The sequence below is a fragment of the Leifsonia sp. NPDC080035 genome, from assembly GCF_040050925.1.
In the GTDB taxonomy this organism is placed as follows: domain Bacteria; phylum Actinomycetota; class Actinomycetes; order Actinomycetales; family Microbacteriaceae; genus Leifsonia.
Genome location: NZ_CP157390.1, coordinates 3,440,907 through 3,456,263, shown reverse-complemented (window position 1 = coordinate 3,456,263; position 15,357 = coordinate 3,440,907). Strand labels below are relative to the sequence as shown.

Sequence of the window (15,357 nt, the reverse complement as noted above, 5' to 3'; positions counted from 1 at the left end):
GCATCTCGTGCGCGTCGTGCCCGCCGTGCAAGTCGTGGCCGGCGTGCACGTCGTGCCCGGCGTGCGCGTCGTGCTCCTGCGTGCCTGCGGTCTGGTGGTGGTGCGCGTGCGGGTCGGTCATGGTGTCGCCTTCCTCTGCTCTCTCACGGTACTAGCGGACGATGCTGCGGAACCCGCGCAGGCGCAGGCTGTTGCCGACGACGAACACACTGGAGAACGCCATCGCCGCGCCGGCGAGCATCGGGTTCAGGAGGCCGAGGGCCGCGACCGGGATCGCCGCCACGTTGTACGCGAACGCCCAGAACAGGTTCGTCCGGATGGTGCCGAGCGTCCTCCGGGAGAGCCGGATCGCGTCCACGGCGCTGCGGAGGTCGCCGCGCACCAGCGTGATGTCCGCCGCCTGGATCGCCACGTCGGCGCCGCCGCCCATCGCGATCCCCAGGTCGGCCTGGGCGAGCGCCGGTGCGTCGTTGACGCCGTCTCCCACCATCGCCACCGCCCGGCCCTCGCGCTGCAGCCGTTCGACCACCGCGACCTTGTCGGCGGGCAGCACCTCGGCGATCACCCGCTGGATGCCCACCTCGGCCGCGATGCGCCGCGCGACCGCGTCGTTGTCCCCGGTCAGCAGCACCGGGTCGAGGCCGAGGGCGCGCAGTCGGGCCACAGCCTCCGCGCTCGTCGGCTTCACCGTGTCGGCGACCAGGAGGATGCCGCGCGGGCGCCCGTCCCAGCCGACCGCGACCACCGTCGTGCCCTCCCGTTCGGCCTCCGCCTTCGCCGCGGCCACGGCCGGGCCGAGCGCGATGGACCAGTCGGCCAGCAGGCTCTCCCGGCCGACCAGCACCGCGTGCCCGTCGACGATGCCGTGCACGCCGCGACCCTCCGCGTTCTGGAAGCCCTCCACGGCGGGAAGCGAACCGGCTTCGCGCGCCGCGGATGCGATCGCCCGCGCGATCGGGTGCTCGGAGGCGTCCTCCAGTGCTCCGGCGAGACGAAGCAGCTCGTCCGCGTCCGTGCCCGGCTCGGTCACCGTCCCGACCAGGCTCATCCGCCCGGTCGTCACGGTGCCGGTCTTGTCGAGCACCACGGTGTCGACGGCCTTCGTGCTCTCCAGCACCTCCGGACCCGTGATGAGGACACCGAGCTGGGCCCCGCGTCCGGTTCCGACGAGCAGTGCGGTCGGGGTGGCCAGGCCGAGCGCGCACGGGCAGGCGATCACCAGCACGGCGACCGCCGCGGTGAACGCCGCGGCCGGGCCGGCGCCGATGAGCAGCCACACCGCGAGGGTTCCCAGGGCGATCGCGATCACGATCGGCACGAACACCCCGGAGACCCGGTCCGCCAGGCGCTGGATCTGCGCCTTGCCGCTCTGCGCGTCTTCGACGAGTTTCGCCATCTGGGCGAGCTGGGTGTCGGCGCCGATGCGCGTCGCACGCACCACCAGCCGCCCGCCCGCGTTCAGCGTGGCTCCGGTCACCGTCGCGCCCGGGCCGACCTCCTGCGGGATCGACTCGCCGGTGAGCAGGGAGGCGTCGACCGCCGAGGTCCCCGAGACGACGACACCGTCGGTGGCGATCTTCTCGCCCGGCCGGACGACGAACTCGTCGCCGACGCGCAGCCGGGCGACCGGGATGCGGTGCTCGACGCCGTCCCGCAGCACGGCCACATCCTTGGCGCCGAGCTCCAGCAGAGCCCGCAGCGCCGCGCCCGCTCGCCGCTTCGAGCGCTTCTCGAAGTAGCGGCCGGCCAGGATGAACGTGGTGACCCCGGCCGCGACCTCCAGGTAGATGTCGAAGGCGCCGTCGGAGCGCGCGAGAGTGAACTCGAACGGGTGCGTCATCCCCGGCATCCCGGCCGTACCGAGGAAGAGCGCGTACAGCGACCAGAGGAAGGCCGCCGTCGTCCCCAGGGAGATGAGGGTGTCCATCGTCGCGGCGCCGTGCCGGATGTTGATCGCGGCCGCCCGGTGGAACGGCCACGCGCCCCACACCACGACGGGCGCCGCGAGCGTCAGCGATGCCCACTGCCAGTACGTGAACTGGAGCGCGGGGATCATCGCCAGCGCGACCACGGGGACGGTCAGGACCACGGAGACGATCAACCGGGTGCGGAGCGCGCTCAGCTCGGGGTCGGCGCCGTCGGCGGGGGCGCCCAAGCTCTCACCATCGGCCTCGCCCTCGGCCGCGGGCGGTGCGGGGAGAGTGGCCGTGTATCCCGCTTTCTCCACCTCGGCCACGAGCAGCGCGGGCTCGTAGCCGTCGGGGATGGCGACCCGCGCCTTCTCCGTCGCGTAGTTGACCGTGGCGTTCACGCCGTCGAGCCGGTTCAGCTTCTTCTCGATCCGCATGGCGCAGGACGCGCAGGTCATCCCGCCGATCTCGAGCTCGATGCTCGATCCCGCGGTGCCCGGCGTTGCCGTTGTGCTCATGGACGTCTCTCCTCGCGTGGGAGCGCACCCGGTGGGCGCAGGCTCCCGTGTCCTGGTGGGATGGTGGCCGCAGCAGTCGCGCCGGTCGTCGGCCCGCACGAGCAGGTCGCCGACGACCGGCGCGGACGCTACGCGCGGACCGCGGTGTAGCCCGCCTCGTCGACCGCGGCGAACACCGCCGCGTCGTCGAGCGGGTCGGCGGAGGTGACAACGAGGGAGCCGCTCTGCGCGCTCACCCGGATGTCCTCGACGCCGGGGATGCGGCCGACCTCTTCGCGCACCGATCGCTCGCAGTGCTCGCAGGTCATCCCGGTCACCTGGTATTCGCTGACGCTCATCGTCCCATCCTTCCGACATACCCCCAGTGGGTATCCTTCGGACAGTGTAGCACCCTACCCCTAGCGGGTATTCCCGCTCGCGTTGCTTCACGCCCGGTGTCTTCATGCGGCATGCGCCGTCTCGGGAACCCGGATGCGGCCGCCTCTTCGTGGTTGCCGGTGGGGGCCGATGTGATGGTGGGATGAAGGAGGGGACGTTGCGTCGCAGGTGGATGTCCCCGCCGTCGTCGTGGATGCCTCCGTACTGGTCATGGTTCAACCCAACCAGACACCACCGACATTCGAACCGACCAGAAATCGCCCCCGACCAGCACTTCCACCTGTGGATAACCCCGCCGAACGCCACACCTGTGGAGGAGTCGGATCAGTGCGCCGTGTCCTCCGTCGTGAAGTGCACGGCCTTGTGCGTCCCGTCGCAGAACGGTTTGATCGAGGACACGCCGCACCGGCAGAGCGCGATCGTGCGCCGGCGCTGCTGCACGGGCTCGCCCTCCGGCGTCACCAGGTCGACGTGGCCGCGGACCAGCAGGGGACCGTTCGGGCAGACGACGACCTCCGGCGGCTGCTCGTCCCTGGTCATGCGCCGACCCGCTCCCGCTCGCGGAGCGAGCTGCGTCCGGCCTCCCAGCTCTCCAGCATGTGCGCCGCGGCCAGGCCGTCGACGTAGAGGCAGGCTTTCGCCCCGAGGATGATGTCCGGCAGCAGCTCGGGATGGTCCTCGGCGAGGCCACCGGCCAGGTCGCGCCCCGCGATCTGCTCGTGCACCGCGTCCGCCTCGACGTGCTCGTCGTAGTAGTCGGTCACCGCGTCGTCGTAGCCGAGCCGCCGGAACCCGTTGCCGTAGAACCGGTTGGGGATGGAGGAGGTCATCTCGAACGCCGCCAGGTGTCCCGCGATCGCCCCGCGCAGCCGCCGGTTCAGGCCGAACATCGACATCGTCGTGAAGGATGCGAGCGTTATCGCGGGCACCGCGTCCACGTACGCGCCGTAGGCGTCGTCCAAGCCGAGTCCGCGCATCGTGCGCCCGAAGATCTCCGCGTGGATGCGCTGCGGGCGGCCGCCGCCGTACTCGTCCGACTGCACCTCCACCAGCGCCGCTTTCGCTCGCCCGGTGAGCCGCGGGATCGCCCAGGAGTGCGGGTCCGCCTCCTTGCGGGTGTAGATGGACCGCTGGATGACGAACTCGTGCGCCTGCTCGTCCGTCGCCTTCTTGGCGATGTACCGCGAGAGGCTGGGACCGCCGTCCTCGGCGGTCAGCTCGAACAGGTACGCCGCCACCGACTCGGCGTCCGGCTGCGGCAGGTCGTCCAGCGGGATGCGCTCGCGCAGCTGCGCCTCCACGGCGCGCTCGATGCGGCGCCGGACCAGCACCACCTGCGGGTCCCACTCCCAGTCATCGTCGGCGTCGACGGTGTCGCCGTAGGAGAGGCCGTGGATCACGTACAGGGTGAGCTGCAGGTCGTCGTCGGTCAGTAGGTCCCCGGCCGCCGCGAGCGCGCGGTCCGCCTCCTCGACGACGCGGCGCATGGCGGGGCTCTCGGGGTCGGGCTCCGTCGCGAGAGCCGCGAGCAGCGCCTCGCTCACCGGCCCGCGCGGTGTGATCTCTGGTGTCATGTCTCCGACCCTGACCGCGGCCCACGGGAGGTTCAAGTGCTTGCGCGGGAGCCGTTTCGGTGCTCGCTCCGCGGCTCGTTCCGATGCTTGTTCCGCAGCACGCGGAGCGGCGTCCCGGCCCGCGCGAGGCGGCCGTCGGAGTAGCGAACACCGCCGCGGGCCCGCTGGACGACCGCCGCCCATGCGCACACCCCGCGCTCGAGCAACCACGCCGGCGCCCAGAGCGCGGAGCTGGGAGGGAACACGCGGCAGCCGCCCGCGCGCCGCCTGCCGGCCTCGGCGAGCGCGACCGCCGCGACGGCGAGCGCGAGCAGCGAGCGCCGCGACCGGAGCAGGCCGAGGAGCACGACCGGCAGGATCAGCAGCTCGGCGGCGAGGCGGACCGGCTGCGCGAGGCTGTCGTACGCCTGGCGCACCCGCTGGCCGGCGAAGTGCCGGAACGTCGGCGGTCTGCGCTCGACATACAGGTCGTCCGCCGCCACCACACGGCCACCGGCGGCGGCCACCGTCCGCAGCAGCTCCAGGTTCTCGAACAGCACGTCGCCGTCGTAACCGTGCTCGGCAAGACGCGAGCGCCGCACCGCGAGGGTGCCGGGGAAGTCGTGGGCGAGCGCGCGGTTGAGCAGGATGCGGCCGGTGTCCCACCGGGCGTGCCAGGGGAGCGGAGCGAAGTGGTTCTGCGGCGCGACGACGTCGGCGTCGTCGAGGCGTCCGACGAGCGCGCCGAGCGCGTCCTCCCGGTAGCGCACGTCGTCGTCCGCGATCACGACGCGCTCGTGGCGTGCGGCCCGCACGCCGGTCACCACTCCGGCCACCTTGCCGTTCCTCCCCGGCCAGGGCTGCACCGGCAGGTGCCGCACCCCGGCGGGCAGGGCGGCGGCGTGCGCCGAGAACCGGTCGGGCCCGGACCCGTCCACCACCGTCACATCGATCCAGCCGGAGAGCACCCGGAGGTACCCGACGAGCTCGTCCAGACCCCGGTCGTCCGCCCAGCGCAGGGGGAGGACGTATTCGGCGTCGATCATCCTCCGGCGACCCATCGCCGCCGGTCGGCCGTCACGCGTCCTCCATCCGCGAGCCGACGAGGGCGAGCGCGGCGGCGAGGCAGTCGGTGCGCACGGTCTCCACCCGGCCGGGACGCAGCAGCATGACCTCGACACCGTGAGCGTCGCGCTCGACATACGCGAGCATCCCGTCCGCGTCCGCCGGGGACCGCCTGCTGTCGCTGACCCGCCAGGAGTGTTCCGAGAGCGCGACGATCTCCAGCTCCGGCCCGACGGGCACGCCCTCGTACATCGTCAGCATGGTGCTCCTCCTCCTGCCGGCCCCAGGGCACGGACCCTGCATTCGTACTGAACCACCCGCCTCGCCGCCGCGGCAGGGCTTGACAGCCGGTGCGGGTCCGGTGGCTGTCAAGCCCCTCCCGGCGCGCTGCGCGCCGGCGGAGAGTGGATGCGGCGCAATCGGCCTGCAGGGAAGGAGACCGCGATGACGTGGCAGCGACGGACGAGCACCGGGACGATGGGCGGAAGCGGCCTGGATCTGCTCGGGCGCGGTGTCGCCGCCGGAGCGGCACTGCTGATGGCCGTGCCGCTGCTCGTCGCGAGCGTGCTGACGATCGTCGCTCGGTGACGCCCGTGCGCGGACGAGCGGCGTGCTCGGAGACCGGCACCGCCTCCGCCGTGCCCGTCGTCACGTTCGACGCCGGGGCGCCGGGCGGTGAGACCTTCCTGCTCGTGCACGGCATCGGCGTGAGTTCGCGCTACTTCGAGCGGCTCGCCCCTGCGCTCGCCGCGAGCGGGCGCGTGATCGGCATCGACCTGCCGGGGTTCGGCCGCGCTCCGCGACCCTCCCGGCCGTACACCGTGGAGGACTACGCGACGGTCGTCGCCCGGTTCCTCGACGAGCGGGACCTCGGCCCCTGCGTCCTCGTGGGGCATTCGATGGGCACGCAGATCGTCAGCCGGCTGGCGGTCGCCCGGCCGGACCTCGTGTCCCGGCTGGTGCTCATCGGGCCGGTGATGGCGCCGCGCGACCGCTCGCCGCTCCGGGCCGCCTGGCGGCTGTTCCTGGACACGCTGCGGGAGCGGCCGCGCAGCAACCGCCTCGTCATCGGCGACTATCTGCGCTGCGGTCCGCGGTGGTACCTCGCTGTGCTGCCGTCGATGCTGGCGTACCGGCTCGAATCGGAACTGTCTGCGATCGCCGCCCCCATACTGCTCGTCCGCGGCGCACGGGACCCGATCGCGCGAGCCTCGTGGATGCGCAGCCTGCTCGCGCTCGCCCGCACGGCGACCATGATCGAGATCGCGGACGCACCGCACGTCGTCATGCACGCTCGCCCGGACGCGGTCGCCCGTGCGATGACCGAGCCCGGGAATAGGGTGGCCGGATGACCGATGTGGAGATCCGGGCCGGCCGGGACGAGGACTGGGCGGTCGTCGGCGGCCTCCGCTGGGATTCGCTGCAGGAGTTCGGCGGCGAGGCGCTGGAGGACCGCGCGACGTTCGCCGAACGGTTCGCAGACTGGGCGCGCGGAACCGGCGGCGCGCACGAGTGCTTCGTGGCGACCGCCGAGGCCGGAGTCATCGGGATGATGTGGCTCGCGGTGGTGCGACGGGTGCCCGCCGCCCGGGCGTTCGACCGGTTCTCCGGGGACCTTCAGTGCGCGTACGTGGTGCCGGAGCATCGAAGTTCCGGTGTCGGGGCGTTGCTGGTCCGCGCCGTCCTCGACCGCGCCGCGGAGCGCGGGCTGGAACGGGTGACCGTGCACTCCAGCCCGCTGGCCGTCCGGTTCTACGAGCGCAACGGGTTCGCCGTCGACGGCAAACTGATGCACGTGGTGCTGCAGCGGCCCGTCAGCACGCGCTGATCGCGGCGCGGCGCTCTGCCTCCGCGAGCGCGGCGAGCCGGCCGAGCAGCACGGCCGTCATCCCCGCCGCCGACGCCTGAAGCAGGAAGGGAAGGCCGGTCGGCGCCGTGACGACCGTCGCGCGCCTGGCGGGGACCGGCTCGAACAGCACGGCATCGCCCATGGCCCTGGCGACGATGCGCCGTGCGTCGGCGTCGTCGTCCGCGACGACGCGCACAAGCATCCTGGCCCCGCCCCGGGTGACCGCGATCTCGAATTCCGCCATCCGCACACGTTATGCGTGCATATCAAGACCGATCGTTCCACGGGGCCTCAGACCGCGAGATGCTGCACCGACTTCCGTGCATTCGGTCATCGCGTGCGCGTCGAAACCGAGCACGAGTCCGGTCGGCCAGTGCGTCCGCGAGAACGCCTCGGTCCCGCGCTGCGTGTTGCCGACCGGCGGTTCCCGTCAGCCGCCGGACGGTGTCGCCCATCCGGAGAGGGCCACCAATTCCTCCGCGATCTCGCGAACAGTGCGGCCGTCCGTCGGGATGCGATGCACGGAGGGAGGCGCCTGCGCCGCGAGAGCATCCGCGGCGGCTGCACTCCGGCCGAGCGCCACCTCGAACCCTCCGCCGATCTCCCGGCGGGCCAGCCTGGCCGCGGCGGTGGAGTGCTCCGCGGTCAGCAACGCGTCCAGCCTGACACAGTCCGGCCGGCGCGCTAGCATCGCCGGATGGACGATGCCCTGCGACGACTCGTCGACCGGCTGGCGGAGCTGCCCGGCGTGCAGGCGGTGGCGCTCGGCGGCTCCCGGGCGAGCGGAGACGCGCGCGCGGACAGCGACTGGGACCTCGGGGTGTACTACCGGGGAGCCTTCGACCCGGCCGGTGTGCGGGCGCTCGGCCATCCGGGCGAGGTGTCGGAGCTGGGCGCCTGGGGCGGCGGCGTCTTCAATGGAGGCGCCTGGCTGCGGGTCGACGGCGTCCCTGTCGACCTGCACTGGCGCGACCTCGACGTCGTCGACCGGGAGATCGCGGACGCCGAGGCGGGTCGCGTCCGCATCGAGCCGCTCTCCTTCCACCTCGCCGGCATCCCCGGGTACATCCTGCTCGCCGAGCTCGCGATCGCCGAGGTGCTGATCGGCGACCTACCGCGTCCGTCCTACCCGGCGGCGCTCCGCCGCGCCGCACCGGCCGTCTGGACGAACACCGCGCGCCTGCACGCGGCGTACGCACGATCCCACGCCGCGGCCGGGCGCCAGGCGCAGTGCCTCGCCACCCTGACCGTCGCGACCCTGCAGACGGCGCACGCGGCACTGGCGGCGCGAGGGGAGTGGGTGACCAACGAGAAGCGCCTGCTCGACCGCGCCGGTCTCCGGGCGCTGGACGGGATCGTGGACGCCGCGGAGGCGGCGCCAACGTCGCTCGCCGTGACCTGCGACCGCGTCGAAGACCTGTGCGCGCCGGTCTGGGCCGCGGCCGACCCCGTTCGGCACGACTGACCCTGCTCGAACAGGTGCGCGACGTACCGGACGGGGACGGTCGCGCCGTGCACCCCTGGCGGCCTCCGCTGCCGCGGCGTAGTGTCGCGCGACGGCCGCACCGAGGCCGGGAACGAGGTGGACGATGACCGCAGACGAGAAGGACCGACCGAACGCCGAGGAGCTGCCCGACGGCTCCGGCACCCAGAGCGAGCAGCCGGACGACGGCGAGGACACCGCGTCGGGCGGCGGCGCCGATGACCGCTGACGACACGACAGTCGACGAGCGCCCGGGCAAGCCGGGCGGGCCGGGCCCGGATCATCCGACGTCGCCCTCGCACCCCGAGACGGTCGACCCCGCGACCGGCACCGATCCCGACGGCACCCCCGTCGAGAACCCGGGCGGCTAGGGAGAGGGAACCGCCGCGGCGAACGCGGCGATCGCCGAGGCCAATCCCGCCGGGTCCTCGAGCATCGGCAGGTGGCCCGTGGGCAACGTCCGGCGCCAGGTGCCGCCCACGCGCTCCGCGGAGGCTCGCTGCATGCCGAGCGGGACCTCCCGGTCCCGTGCCGTGAAGACGTAACCGCGCGGTCGGCCGGACGGTATCCGCCCCGCCCGATCGGTGTAGAGCGACCTGGACTCCGGCGTGAAGTCGCCGACGAGTCGCTCCACGGTCGCCTCCGGCAGGCCGGCCGCGATCCCGGCGCGGATCGCCGCATCCGGAGGGCGGGTGCCGGCGACCCGGATCGCCGCAGAAACCAGCCAGCGACGCGGCGCGGGCAGTGCGCCGATGAACGAGCGGCCGGGCCTCGGGACGACCGCGGAGACGCCGAGCAGCCCGGCGACCCGCGTCGGCGCCGTGGCCAGCAGCTCGGCCGCGATCACCCCGCCGACGGAGTGGGCGACGATGACGAGCGGGCCCTCCGGGGCCGAACGCATTGCCGCCGCCGCATAGTCCGCCAACCGGGCGGAGCCGGTCGGGCGCGCCGCGACCGCCGTGTCCCGGTCGGGGTCCAGCCGTGACCGCACCTCGTCCCAGATCCAGGCAGGGAGGCCCGCGCCGCTGACGAGGAGGATGGATGCGCGAGAGCTGGTCATCTGTCGACCTTCGCATCCTGAGATGTCACCGGTGTGTCACCATTGGGCGATGAATCGCACCGATCGTCTGTACGCGCTCCGCGAGGAGCTGCGCCGCGCCGGGTCCGCCGGCCGCTCCGCCGAGCAGCTCGCCGCGCGGTTCGAGGTCAGCGCGCGCACCGTGAAGCGCGACATCTCGTCGCTCCAGCAGGGCGGCTTCCCGGTGTGGGCGCGGCCCGGGCGCGGCGGCGGCTACACGGTCGATGCCGAGGCGACGCTGCCTCCGGTGAACTTCACCGCGGCCGAGGCGTCCGGCCTCGCGGCCGCCGTCGCCGCGCACCGCGGCCAGCCGTTCGACGCCGACGCGCGCGCCGCCCTCGGCAAGGTGCTCGCGGCGATGCCCGGCGCCGCCCGCCGCCGGGCATCCGCGACCGCCGCCCGCATCTGGCTCGACCAGCAGGAGCGTCCCGGCGACGCGCACGTCCGGCGTGCCGTCGAACAGGCGCTGCACGAGTCGCGCGTCCTCACCGTGCGCTACCGCGACGCGGACGGGGCCCTGACGACGCGCGAGGTCGACCCGGCCTTCCTCGCCCGCGCCGACGGCGCCTGGTATCTGGTCGGGCACTGCCGGCTGCGTGACGCGATCCGCTGGTTCCGGATCGACCGGATCGCCTCGGCGAACGTGACGTCGCGGGCGGCAGCGCCGGTCCCGGTGGCCGCCGCCGGCACGCCGCCCGACACCGCGCGTCCCGTCGACCCCGCCCTCTGACCCCTACCGCTGCCCCGGAGCGTCACCCCGCTACCAGGGTCGGCCGCGCAGATCCACCGGCCCGGTCGGCCACTCGACCACGGCACGCGACGCCGGAGCGATGAGGATGGGCGGCCCCGCCTCCTGATGCACAGGCCGCCCGTCGCGCGCGGAGACCGATCGCTCCGCAACGCGGACGCGGGTCCAGCCGACCGATTCGTAGAACCCGGCGACCTCCTCCCGGCAGCCGAGGTAACCGAAGTCGACCGGGAGGGCGTCCCGCATCGCCGCGAGCGTCGCCCGCATCAGGCGCCGCCCGAGCCCGGTGCCCCGCTGCTCGGGCGCGATCAGGACCCCGCCGGTACCGCCGACGACCACCTCCGCGTCGCCGACCGCGATCACGCGGCGCTGGAAACCGGCATGGCCGACGACCGCGGTGCCCATCCGCGCGACCACCCGCACGTCGAAGGGGGCGTAGCCGTACGGCTGCTGCGGCTCCCACGCCCCGAACTCCGCGTTGTACTCCGCGTCGAAGAACGGGCCGAGCGCCGCAAGCAGCGCAGCGGTGTCGTGACGGTGCACCGCGATGGCCGGCTCCGGCCGGTCCGGACCACGTGTCATGCTGCACCTCACCCTTCCGCCGCCATTCCATCACGGACGGAGGACGCACCCGCCACCGTTCGCCGCATTTCGACCCTTACGTCCGGGGTCCCGCGTGGCTAGGGTGGTCCGGTTGGTAGCCCCGGGAGATTGGTGGGTGGATCCATGGCTGGTCGTATCGTCGTCGGAATCGACGGCTCGTCGCAGAGCAGTGCCGCACTGGAGTGGGCGATCGGGAGGGCGCACGCCGGCGGCGCCGCGCTGCACCTGGTCAGCGCATACACGCTGCCGGCCATGGAGTTCTACGGCTTCGTCGCTGATCCGACCGCGGTCGACTGGGCGCGGGAGTACAGCCTGCAGATCCTCGCCGCCGGCGCGGCGCGGGCGCGCGAGGCCGACCCCGCGATCTCCGTCACGGAGTCCGCGGAGATCGGTCCGGCCGGTGCCGTGCTCATCGCGGCGGCGGACGGCGCAGACCTCCTCGTGGTCGGCCGCCGCGGGCTCGGCACGGCCATGAGCGCGCTGCTCGGCTCCGTCAGCGACCGGCTCAGCGTCCAGTCGCCGTGCCCCCTCGTCGTCGTCGGCCCCGAGGAGCAGCCCGGGGACGACGGGCCGATCGTCGTCGGTGTCGACGGCTCCGAGTTCGGCTCCGCCGCGCTCGCGTTCGCGCTCGCCGAGGCCAGGGTGCGCGGGGTCGGTGTCCGCGTCGTGTCCGTGACAGAGTCGCATCCCGCCGTCAGCGCGTCCGATCCCGAGCTGGCCGAGCGGATGAGCGCGGCCGCCGCTGTGGATGCGGACGCCGTGATCGCCCGTGCGCTCGAGTCGGTCCCAGCGCTCGGCGGCTCCTCCGACGTGGAGACGATCGTCGCCGACGGGCACCCCGCCGAGGCCATCGTCGCGAACGCGCAGGACGCGCAACTGATCGTCGTCGGCTCGCACGGCAAGGGCTTCATCCGCCGCGCCCTGCTCGGCTCGGTCAGCCGGGAGGTGTTGCGCAACGCCGAGCGCCCGGTCGCGGTGGTCGGCCACAAGGTGGAGCGGGACCGGGCCGAGTAGTCCTTGTCCGCGTGTGCGCAACTCCGGAGTCTTGGGACGAACTGGCTCGAAGACGCGCCGATGCGATGACGCTGCTATGCTTCCCGAGGCCGTGAACAGCAGAGGCGAGGAGGTGATACCCGTGAACGATTCGACATGGGTGCTCCCGTCTGGAGTAACGGTCGGGCGATAGATCGTCCGGGAGCGCCACAGAGCACTCCCGAAAGGCACGATCATGAACATCACCTTCACCTCCGAGCAGCGCATCGACGACAGCGTCCTCGAGCGCGCGTTCACCATCGACGGCATCCCCGGCGTCCTCTGGACCCCGGAGGGCGCGTCCGCCTCCACCCCCGTCCCACTCATCCTGCTCGGCCATCCCGGCGGTCTCGACCCGATGCTTCCGCGGCTGCGGGGGAGAGCCCTCGGCTCCGCCTCCCTCGGCTTCGCCAGTGTCACCCTCGAGCTGCCGGGAAGCGGCGACCGGCCGCGACTGACCGCGGTGGAGGATGCGCGCCGCGACATGCGCGCGGCGATCACCGCCGGCGAACCGGTCGGCCCTGACGTCATCGACCGGCTGGTGCTGCCGCTCGTCGACGCGGCCGTGCCCGAGTGGCAGGGCGTGCTGGATGCCGTCCTGGCGCTCCCGGAGATCGGCGGCCCGGTCGCCTACTCCGGAGGCATCATCTCCATCGGCGTCCGGTTGGCGCTGGTCGAGCCGAGGATCGTGGCGGCCGGCCTGTTCGCCGGCAGCTTCGTCCCCGGCGTCATCCTCGACGAGGCGCGGCGGGTGACCATCCCGCTGCACGTCCTGCTCCAGTGGGACGACGAGGGGAACGACCGCCGGATGGCGCTCGACCTCTTCGATGCGTTCGGTTCGGCGGAGAAGACGCTGCAGGCGAACCTCGGCGGCCACCGGGGAGTACCCACCTGGGCCGGCGAGGACGCGTCCCGCTTCTTCGCCCGCCACCTGACGCGCTAGCCGCCGCGTCGAACGGTCGCGACACGCCGCGTCGACGGACGCATGACGGCGCGTCGCGACCGCTCGGCCACCGCCAGGCGGGCGCGGAGAGGGGTCAGCGTGTCTCCACGGCGTCGTCGGCGTGGCGCAGCACGTTCTCCGCGCGCCGAGCGCCCCGCCGCACGCTCGCGACGAGTACGAGCGAGCGCGCTGCCACCGCGAGGATCACCACGGTGACCACCGCCACGAGCAGCCAGGCCACCGGCTGCCAGCCGGGGAAGGCCGCGACCGACGCCCACTCCACGCCGTAGCCGCCGGCGGCGGCCAGCGGGAACGTGAACGACCAGAAGCCGAGCGTGAACGACAGCCGGCGGTAGCGGGGGAGGAGGGCGACCTGCTGCAGAACCATCAGCACCAGCAGCCCGAGCAGCGCAAGCGAGATCGTGTCCGCCCGCTCGCCGTTGATGGTGAACCACGCGGTCCCCGCCACGGCGGGCGGTGCGAGCAGGATCGCGCACGTGGGCGTGAGGGCGTCCGGGAGCGGCGCGAAGAACGCCAGCCGCGCCAGCAGGACGGTCGAGATGACGACCCAGAAGAAGATCCCCACCGCGAACGCGCCGATCGCGAGCGCAGGCAGCCCGACGCGGTACGAGGTGGTCGCCGCGACCAGTCCTGCGGCGACCGTCGGCAGCAGGTAGCCGCCGTGGAACGCCTCCGGGGGCAGGGATCCGCGGTGCCAGAACGCGAGGATCCAGCCGGCGAACAGCGCCGCGGCCACGATCGAGACGACGACGACCGCCTCGCCCACTACGGGGAGGAACGGGTACAGGTCGGCGCCGAGCAGCATCCCGACCACGGGTACCAGTGCCGCGATCGGCCCCTGCGCGGGATGCCGCAGCTGTTGAGCGAGCGACTCGGCGCTCCGCGCACCGCGGCGCAGGTGCGCCACGATCAGCCAGATCCACGCGACCGCGACGACGACCCACAGCGCCTGACCGACGCCGGCGGGGACGCCGAGCAGCCGGCCGGCCACCGTCCAGATCGTGGCCAGCCCGGCGAGCCCGAAGGCGATCGCCAGGGTGTTCAGGGGGATGCGCTGCGCGGGGCTCATGGTGGCGTCCTTTCGGTGACCGGCCGACTCTAGCGAACGACTATCTAACCTGTCAAACGTGTTAGACTGGTTAGGTGACACCGAGCGAACAAGCCCTTCTCGACGTGCTCAACAGCGCGCCCGTCGTCGACGGCCGCATCGTCGAGACGCTGGCCGACCCCGAGACGGCCCGCCTCCGCGACGAACTGCACGCCGTCATCCGCGGCGAGACGGAGGCCGCTGTGCTCGCACACCACCTGGACGGTGTGCGCAAGCGCCCGACGCTCACCAGCACCGGCATCGAGTGGATGCTCGACGCGCCGGAGGGGGAGCGGGGGAGGGCGGAGCTCGTGCTCGAGTGGGCGCGCATCCAGGAGGAGCTGCCCGGCCGGCTCCGGCCGTGCGCGAATCCGGAGTGCAACAAGTTCCTGATCGACCACAGCAAGCCGAACTCCGCTCGCTGGTGCTCGATGTCGCAGTGCGGCAACCGGATGAAGGCGCGCCGGCACTACGCCCGCGCCGGTCAGGGCGCGACGTCCCGCACGCGGTAGCGCGCGATGACGACGCCCGTCTCCGTGGCGGCGGACGAGAGGCGTTCGACTGCCAACGGCGCTGCCCCTTCGGCGGGGAAGAGCCGCCGGCCGGACCCGAGGAGCAGCGGGTGGATGAAGAGCAGCAGTTCCTCGGCGAGCCGGCGACGGAGCAGGGTGTCGACCAGTTCGCCGCTGCCCATGACGCACAGCTCCGGACCCGGCTCCCGCTTCAGGGCACGGATGGCGTCGACCACGTCGCCGGTGATCGGTGTGGAGTTCGGCCAGGGGAGTGGGGTGCCCGTTTGACGCGAGACGACGTACTTGGGGGCGGCGTTGAGGCCCTCCGCGAACGGGCCGCCCTGCGCGTTCCAGTACGAGAGCATGTCGTCGTAGCTCCGGCGGCCGAGGAGCAGACGCATCCCGCCCGCCTGGCCGACGCGGTCTGCGAGTGCCGAGGTGACCTGCCCGTTCGCCCCGGCGGTCGCCCAGCCGCCGCCGCGGAAGCCGCCCCTCGTGTCCTCGTCGGCCCGGCCTGGCGCCTGCATGACGCCCTCGAGACTGATGTGCTCGGCGATGAAGATCGCACTCATTCGAA

The 15,357-nt window shown here is 73.1% G+C and carries 22 protein-coding genes; 10 read left to right on the top strand and 12 right to left on the bottom strand.

The features are described from left to right. Window positions 1-151: 151 nt before the first annotated feature. From AAME72_RS16820 to AAME72_RS16795, 6 genes are all read right to left on the bottom strand, one after another. The gene (locus tag AAME72_RS16820) at window positions 152-2,428 is read right to left on the bottom strand and encodes a heavy metal translocating P-type ATPase (protein WP_348787681.1); all 2,277 of its coding nucleotides are present in this window, start codon (window positions 2,426-2,428) and stop codon (window positions 152-154) included. 128 nt (window positions 2,429-2,556) lie between these two features. Then, window positions 2,557-2,766 carry a heavy metal-associated domain-containing protein gene (locus AAME72_RS16815; RefSeq protein ID WP_348787680.1) on the bottom strand — a complete coding sequence of 70 codons (210 nt, stop codon included), beginning with the start codon at window positions 2,764-2,766 and terminating at the stop codon, window positions 2,557-2,559. Window positions 2,767-3,130: 364 nt separating this feature from the next. Continuing rightward, window positions 3,131-3,346 carry a CDGSH iron-sulfur domain-containing protein gene (locus tag AAME72_RS16810; RefSeq protein ID WP_348787679.1) on the bottom strand — a complete coding sequence of 72 codons (216 nt, stop codon included), beginning with the start codon at window positions 3,344-3,346 and terminating at the stop codon, window positions 3,131-3,133. After that, window positions 3,343-4,380 (bottom strand): iron-containing redox enzyme family protein, encoded by a 1,038-nt coding sequence (locus tag AAME72_RS16805; RefSeq protein WP_348787678.1) that lies wholly within the window; start codon window positions 4,378-4,380, stop codon window positions 3,343-3,345. The genes AAME72_RS16810 and AAME72_RS16805 overlap by 4 nt, the downstream gene beginning before the upstream one ends. Window positions 4,381-4,412: 32 nt before the next feature. Continuing rightward, on the bottom strand, window positions 4,413-5,405 hold the full coding sequence (locus AAME72_RS16800) for a glycosyltransferase (protein WP_348787677.1): 993 nt from the start codon (window positions 5,403-5,405) through the stop codon (window positions 4,413-4,415). Between the two features lie 31 nt (window positions 5,406-5,436). Further along, complete coding sequence (locus AAME72_RS16795) at window positions 5,437-5,685, bottom strand: hypothetical protein (protein ID WP_348787676.1); 249 nt, start codon at window positions 5,683-5,685, stop codon at window positions 5,437-5,439. A 183-nt stretch (window positions 5,686-5,868) separates the two neighbouring features. Here AAME72_RS16795 and AAME72_RS16790 point away from each other — a divergent pair, with 183 nt between their 5' ends. The 3 genes from AAME72_RS16790 to AAME72_RS16780 are packed head-to-tail and all read left to right on the top strand — an operon-like array spanning window position 5,869 to window position 7,252. Next, window positions 5,869-6,012 (top strand): hypothetical protein, encoded by a 144-nt coding sequence (locus tag AAME72_RS16790; RefSeq protein WP_348787675.1) that lies wholly within the window; start codon window positions 5,869-5,871, stop codon window positions 6,010-6,012. Further along, window positions 6,009-6,776, top strand: coding sequence for an alpha/beta hydrolase (locus AAME72_RS16785; RefSeq protein ID WP_348787674.1), 768 nt, complete (start codon window positions 6,009-6,011; stop codon window positions 6,774-6,776). Before AAME72_RS16790 ends, AAME72_RS16785 begins: the two co-directional genes overlap by 4 nt. Continuing rightward, window positions 6,773-7,252: a GNAT family N-acetyltransferase gene (locus tag AAME72_RS16780; RefSeq protein ID WP_348787673.1), complete on the top strand. Its 480-nt coding sequence runs from the start codon at window positions 6,773-6,775 to the stop codon at window positions 7,250-7,252. The genes AAME72_RS16785 and AAME72_RS16780 overlap by 4 nt, the downstream gene beginning before the upstream one ends. Here AAME72_RS16780 and AAME72_RS16775 read toward each other — a convergent pair. Beyond that, window positions 7,239-7,517 carry a hypothetical protein gene (locus tag AAME72_RS16775; RefSeq protein WP_348787672.1) on the bottom strand — a complete coding sequence of 93 codons (279 nt, stop codon included), beginning with the start codon at window positions 7,515-7,517 and terminating at the stop codon, window positions 7,239-7,241. The two genes, AAME72_RS16780 and AAME72_RS16775, sit on opposite strands and share 14 nt — an antisense overlap. A gap of 186 nt (window positions 7,518-7,703) precedes the next feature. Next, entirely contained in the window at window positions 7,704-7,925 is a 222-nt protein-coding gene (locus AAME72_RS16770; RefSeq protein ID WP_348787671.1) for a hypothetical protein, read from the bottom strand. 45 nt (window positions 7,926-7,970) lie between these two features. On the opposite strand from AAME72_RS16770, the gene AAME72_RS16765 reads away from it, so the two are divergent. The 3 genes from AAME72_RS16765 to AAME72_RS16755 all read left to right on the top strand — a co-directional run bounded on the left by AAME72_RS16765 (window position 7,971) and on the right by AAME72_RS16755 (window position 9,127). Further along, the gene (locus AAME72_RS16765; protein ID WP_348787670.1) at window positions 7,971-8,738 is read left to right on the top strand and encodes a nucleotidyltransferase domain-containing protein; all 768 of its coding nucleotides are present in this window, start codon (window positions 7,971-7,973) and stop codon (window positions 8,736-8,738) included. A 124-nt stretch (window positions 8,739-8,862) separates the two neighbouring features. Continuing rightward, window positions 8,863-8,985, top strand: a complete 123-nt coding sequence (locus AAME72_RS16760) for a hypothetical protein (RefSeq protein WP_348787669.1) — start codon at window positions 8,863-8,865, stop codon at window positions 8,983-8,985. Beyond that, the gene (locus tag AAME72_RS16755) at window positions 8,975-9,127 is read left to right on the top strand and encodes a hypothetical protein (RefSeq protein ID WP_348787668.1); all 153 of its coding nucleotides are present in this window, start codon (window positions 8,975-8,977) and stop codon (window positions 9,125-9,127) included. The genes AAME72_RS16760 and AAME72_RS16755 overlap by 11 nt, the downstream gene beginning before the upstream one ends. Here AAME72_RS16755 and AAME72_RS16750 read toward each other — a convergent pair. Beyond that, window positions 9,124-9,816, bottom strand: coding sequence for an alpha/beta hydrolase (locus AAME72_RS16750; protein WP_348787667.1), 693 nt, complete (start codon window positions 9,814-9,816; stop codon window positions 9,124-9,126). The genes AAME72_RS16755 and AAME72_RS16750 overlap by 4 nt on opposite strands. A 49-nt stretch (window positions 9,817-9,865) precedes the next feature. On the opposite strand from AAME72_RS16750, the gene AAME72_RS16745 reads away from it, so the two are divergent. Further along, on the top strand, window positions 9,866-10,564 hold the full coding sequence (locus AAME72_RS16745; RefSeq protein WP_348787666.1) for a WYL domain-containing protein: 699 nt from the start codon (window positions 9,866-9,868) through the stop codon (window positions 10,562-10,564). 30 nt (window positions 10,565-10,594) lie between these two features. On the opposite strand, the gene AAME72_RS16740 is transcribed toward AAME72_RS16745, so the two are convergent. Further along, a complete protein-coding gene (locus AAME72_RS16740; RefSeq protein ID WP_348787665.1) occupies window positions 10,595-11,164 on the bottom strand; it encodes a GNAT family N-acetyltransferase in 570 nt (189 codons plus the stop codon). A 144-nt stretch (window positions 11,165-11,308) separates the two neighbouring features. Here AAME72_RS16740 and AAME72_RS16735 point away from each other — a divergent pair, with 144 nt between their 5' ends. Both AAME72_RS16735 and AAME72_RS16730 read left to right on the top strand, forming a co-directional pair. Beyond that, complete coding sequence (locus AAME72_RS16735) at window positions 11,309-12,199, top strand: universal stress protein (RefSeq protein ID WP_348787664.1); 891 nt, start codon at window positions 11,309-11,311, stop codon at window positions 12,197-12,199. Window positions 12,200-12,413: 214 nt separating this feature from the next. Continuing rightward, on the top strand, window positions 12,414-13,160 hold the full coding sequence (locus AAME72_RS16730; protein ID WP_348787663.1) for an alpha/beta hydrolase: 747 nt from the start codon (window positions 12,414-12,416) through the stop codon (window positions 13,158-13,160). A 94-nt stretch (window positions 13,161-13,254) separates the two neighbouring features. On the opposite strand, the gene AAME72_RS16725 is transcribed toward AAME72_RS16730, so the two are convergent. Continuing rightward, window positions 13,255-14,250 (bottom strand): transporter, encoded by a 996-nt coding sequence (locus tag AAME72_RS16725; RefSeq protein ID WP_348787662.1) that lies wholly within the window; start codon window positions 14,248-14,250, stop codon window positions 13,255-13,257. Between the two features lie 74 nt (window positions 14,251-14,324). Between AAME72_RS16725 and AAME72_RS16720 the strand changes: the two genes are divergently transcribed. After that, complete coding sequence (locus AAME72_RS16720) at window positions 14,325-14,780, top strand: CGNR zinc finger domain-containing protein (protein ID WP_348787661.1); 456 nt, start codon at window positions 14,325-14,327, stop codon at window positions 14,778-14,780. On the opposite strand, the gene AAME72_RS16715 is transcribed toward AAME72_RS16720, so the two are convergent. Next, on the bottom strand, window positions 14,753-15,352 hold the full coding sequence (locus tag AAME72_RS16715; protein ID WP_348787660.1) for a dihydrofolate reductase family protein: 600 nt from the start codon (window positions 15,350-15,352) through the stop codon (window positions 14,753-14,755). The two genes, AAME72_RS16720 and AAME72_RS16715, sit on opposite strands and share 28 nt — an antisense overlap. Window positions 15,353-15,357 lie beyond the last annotated feature (5 nt).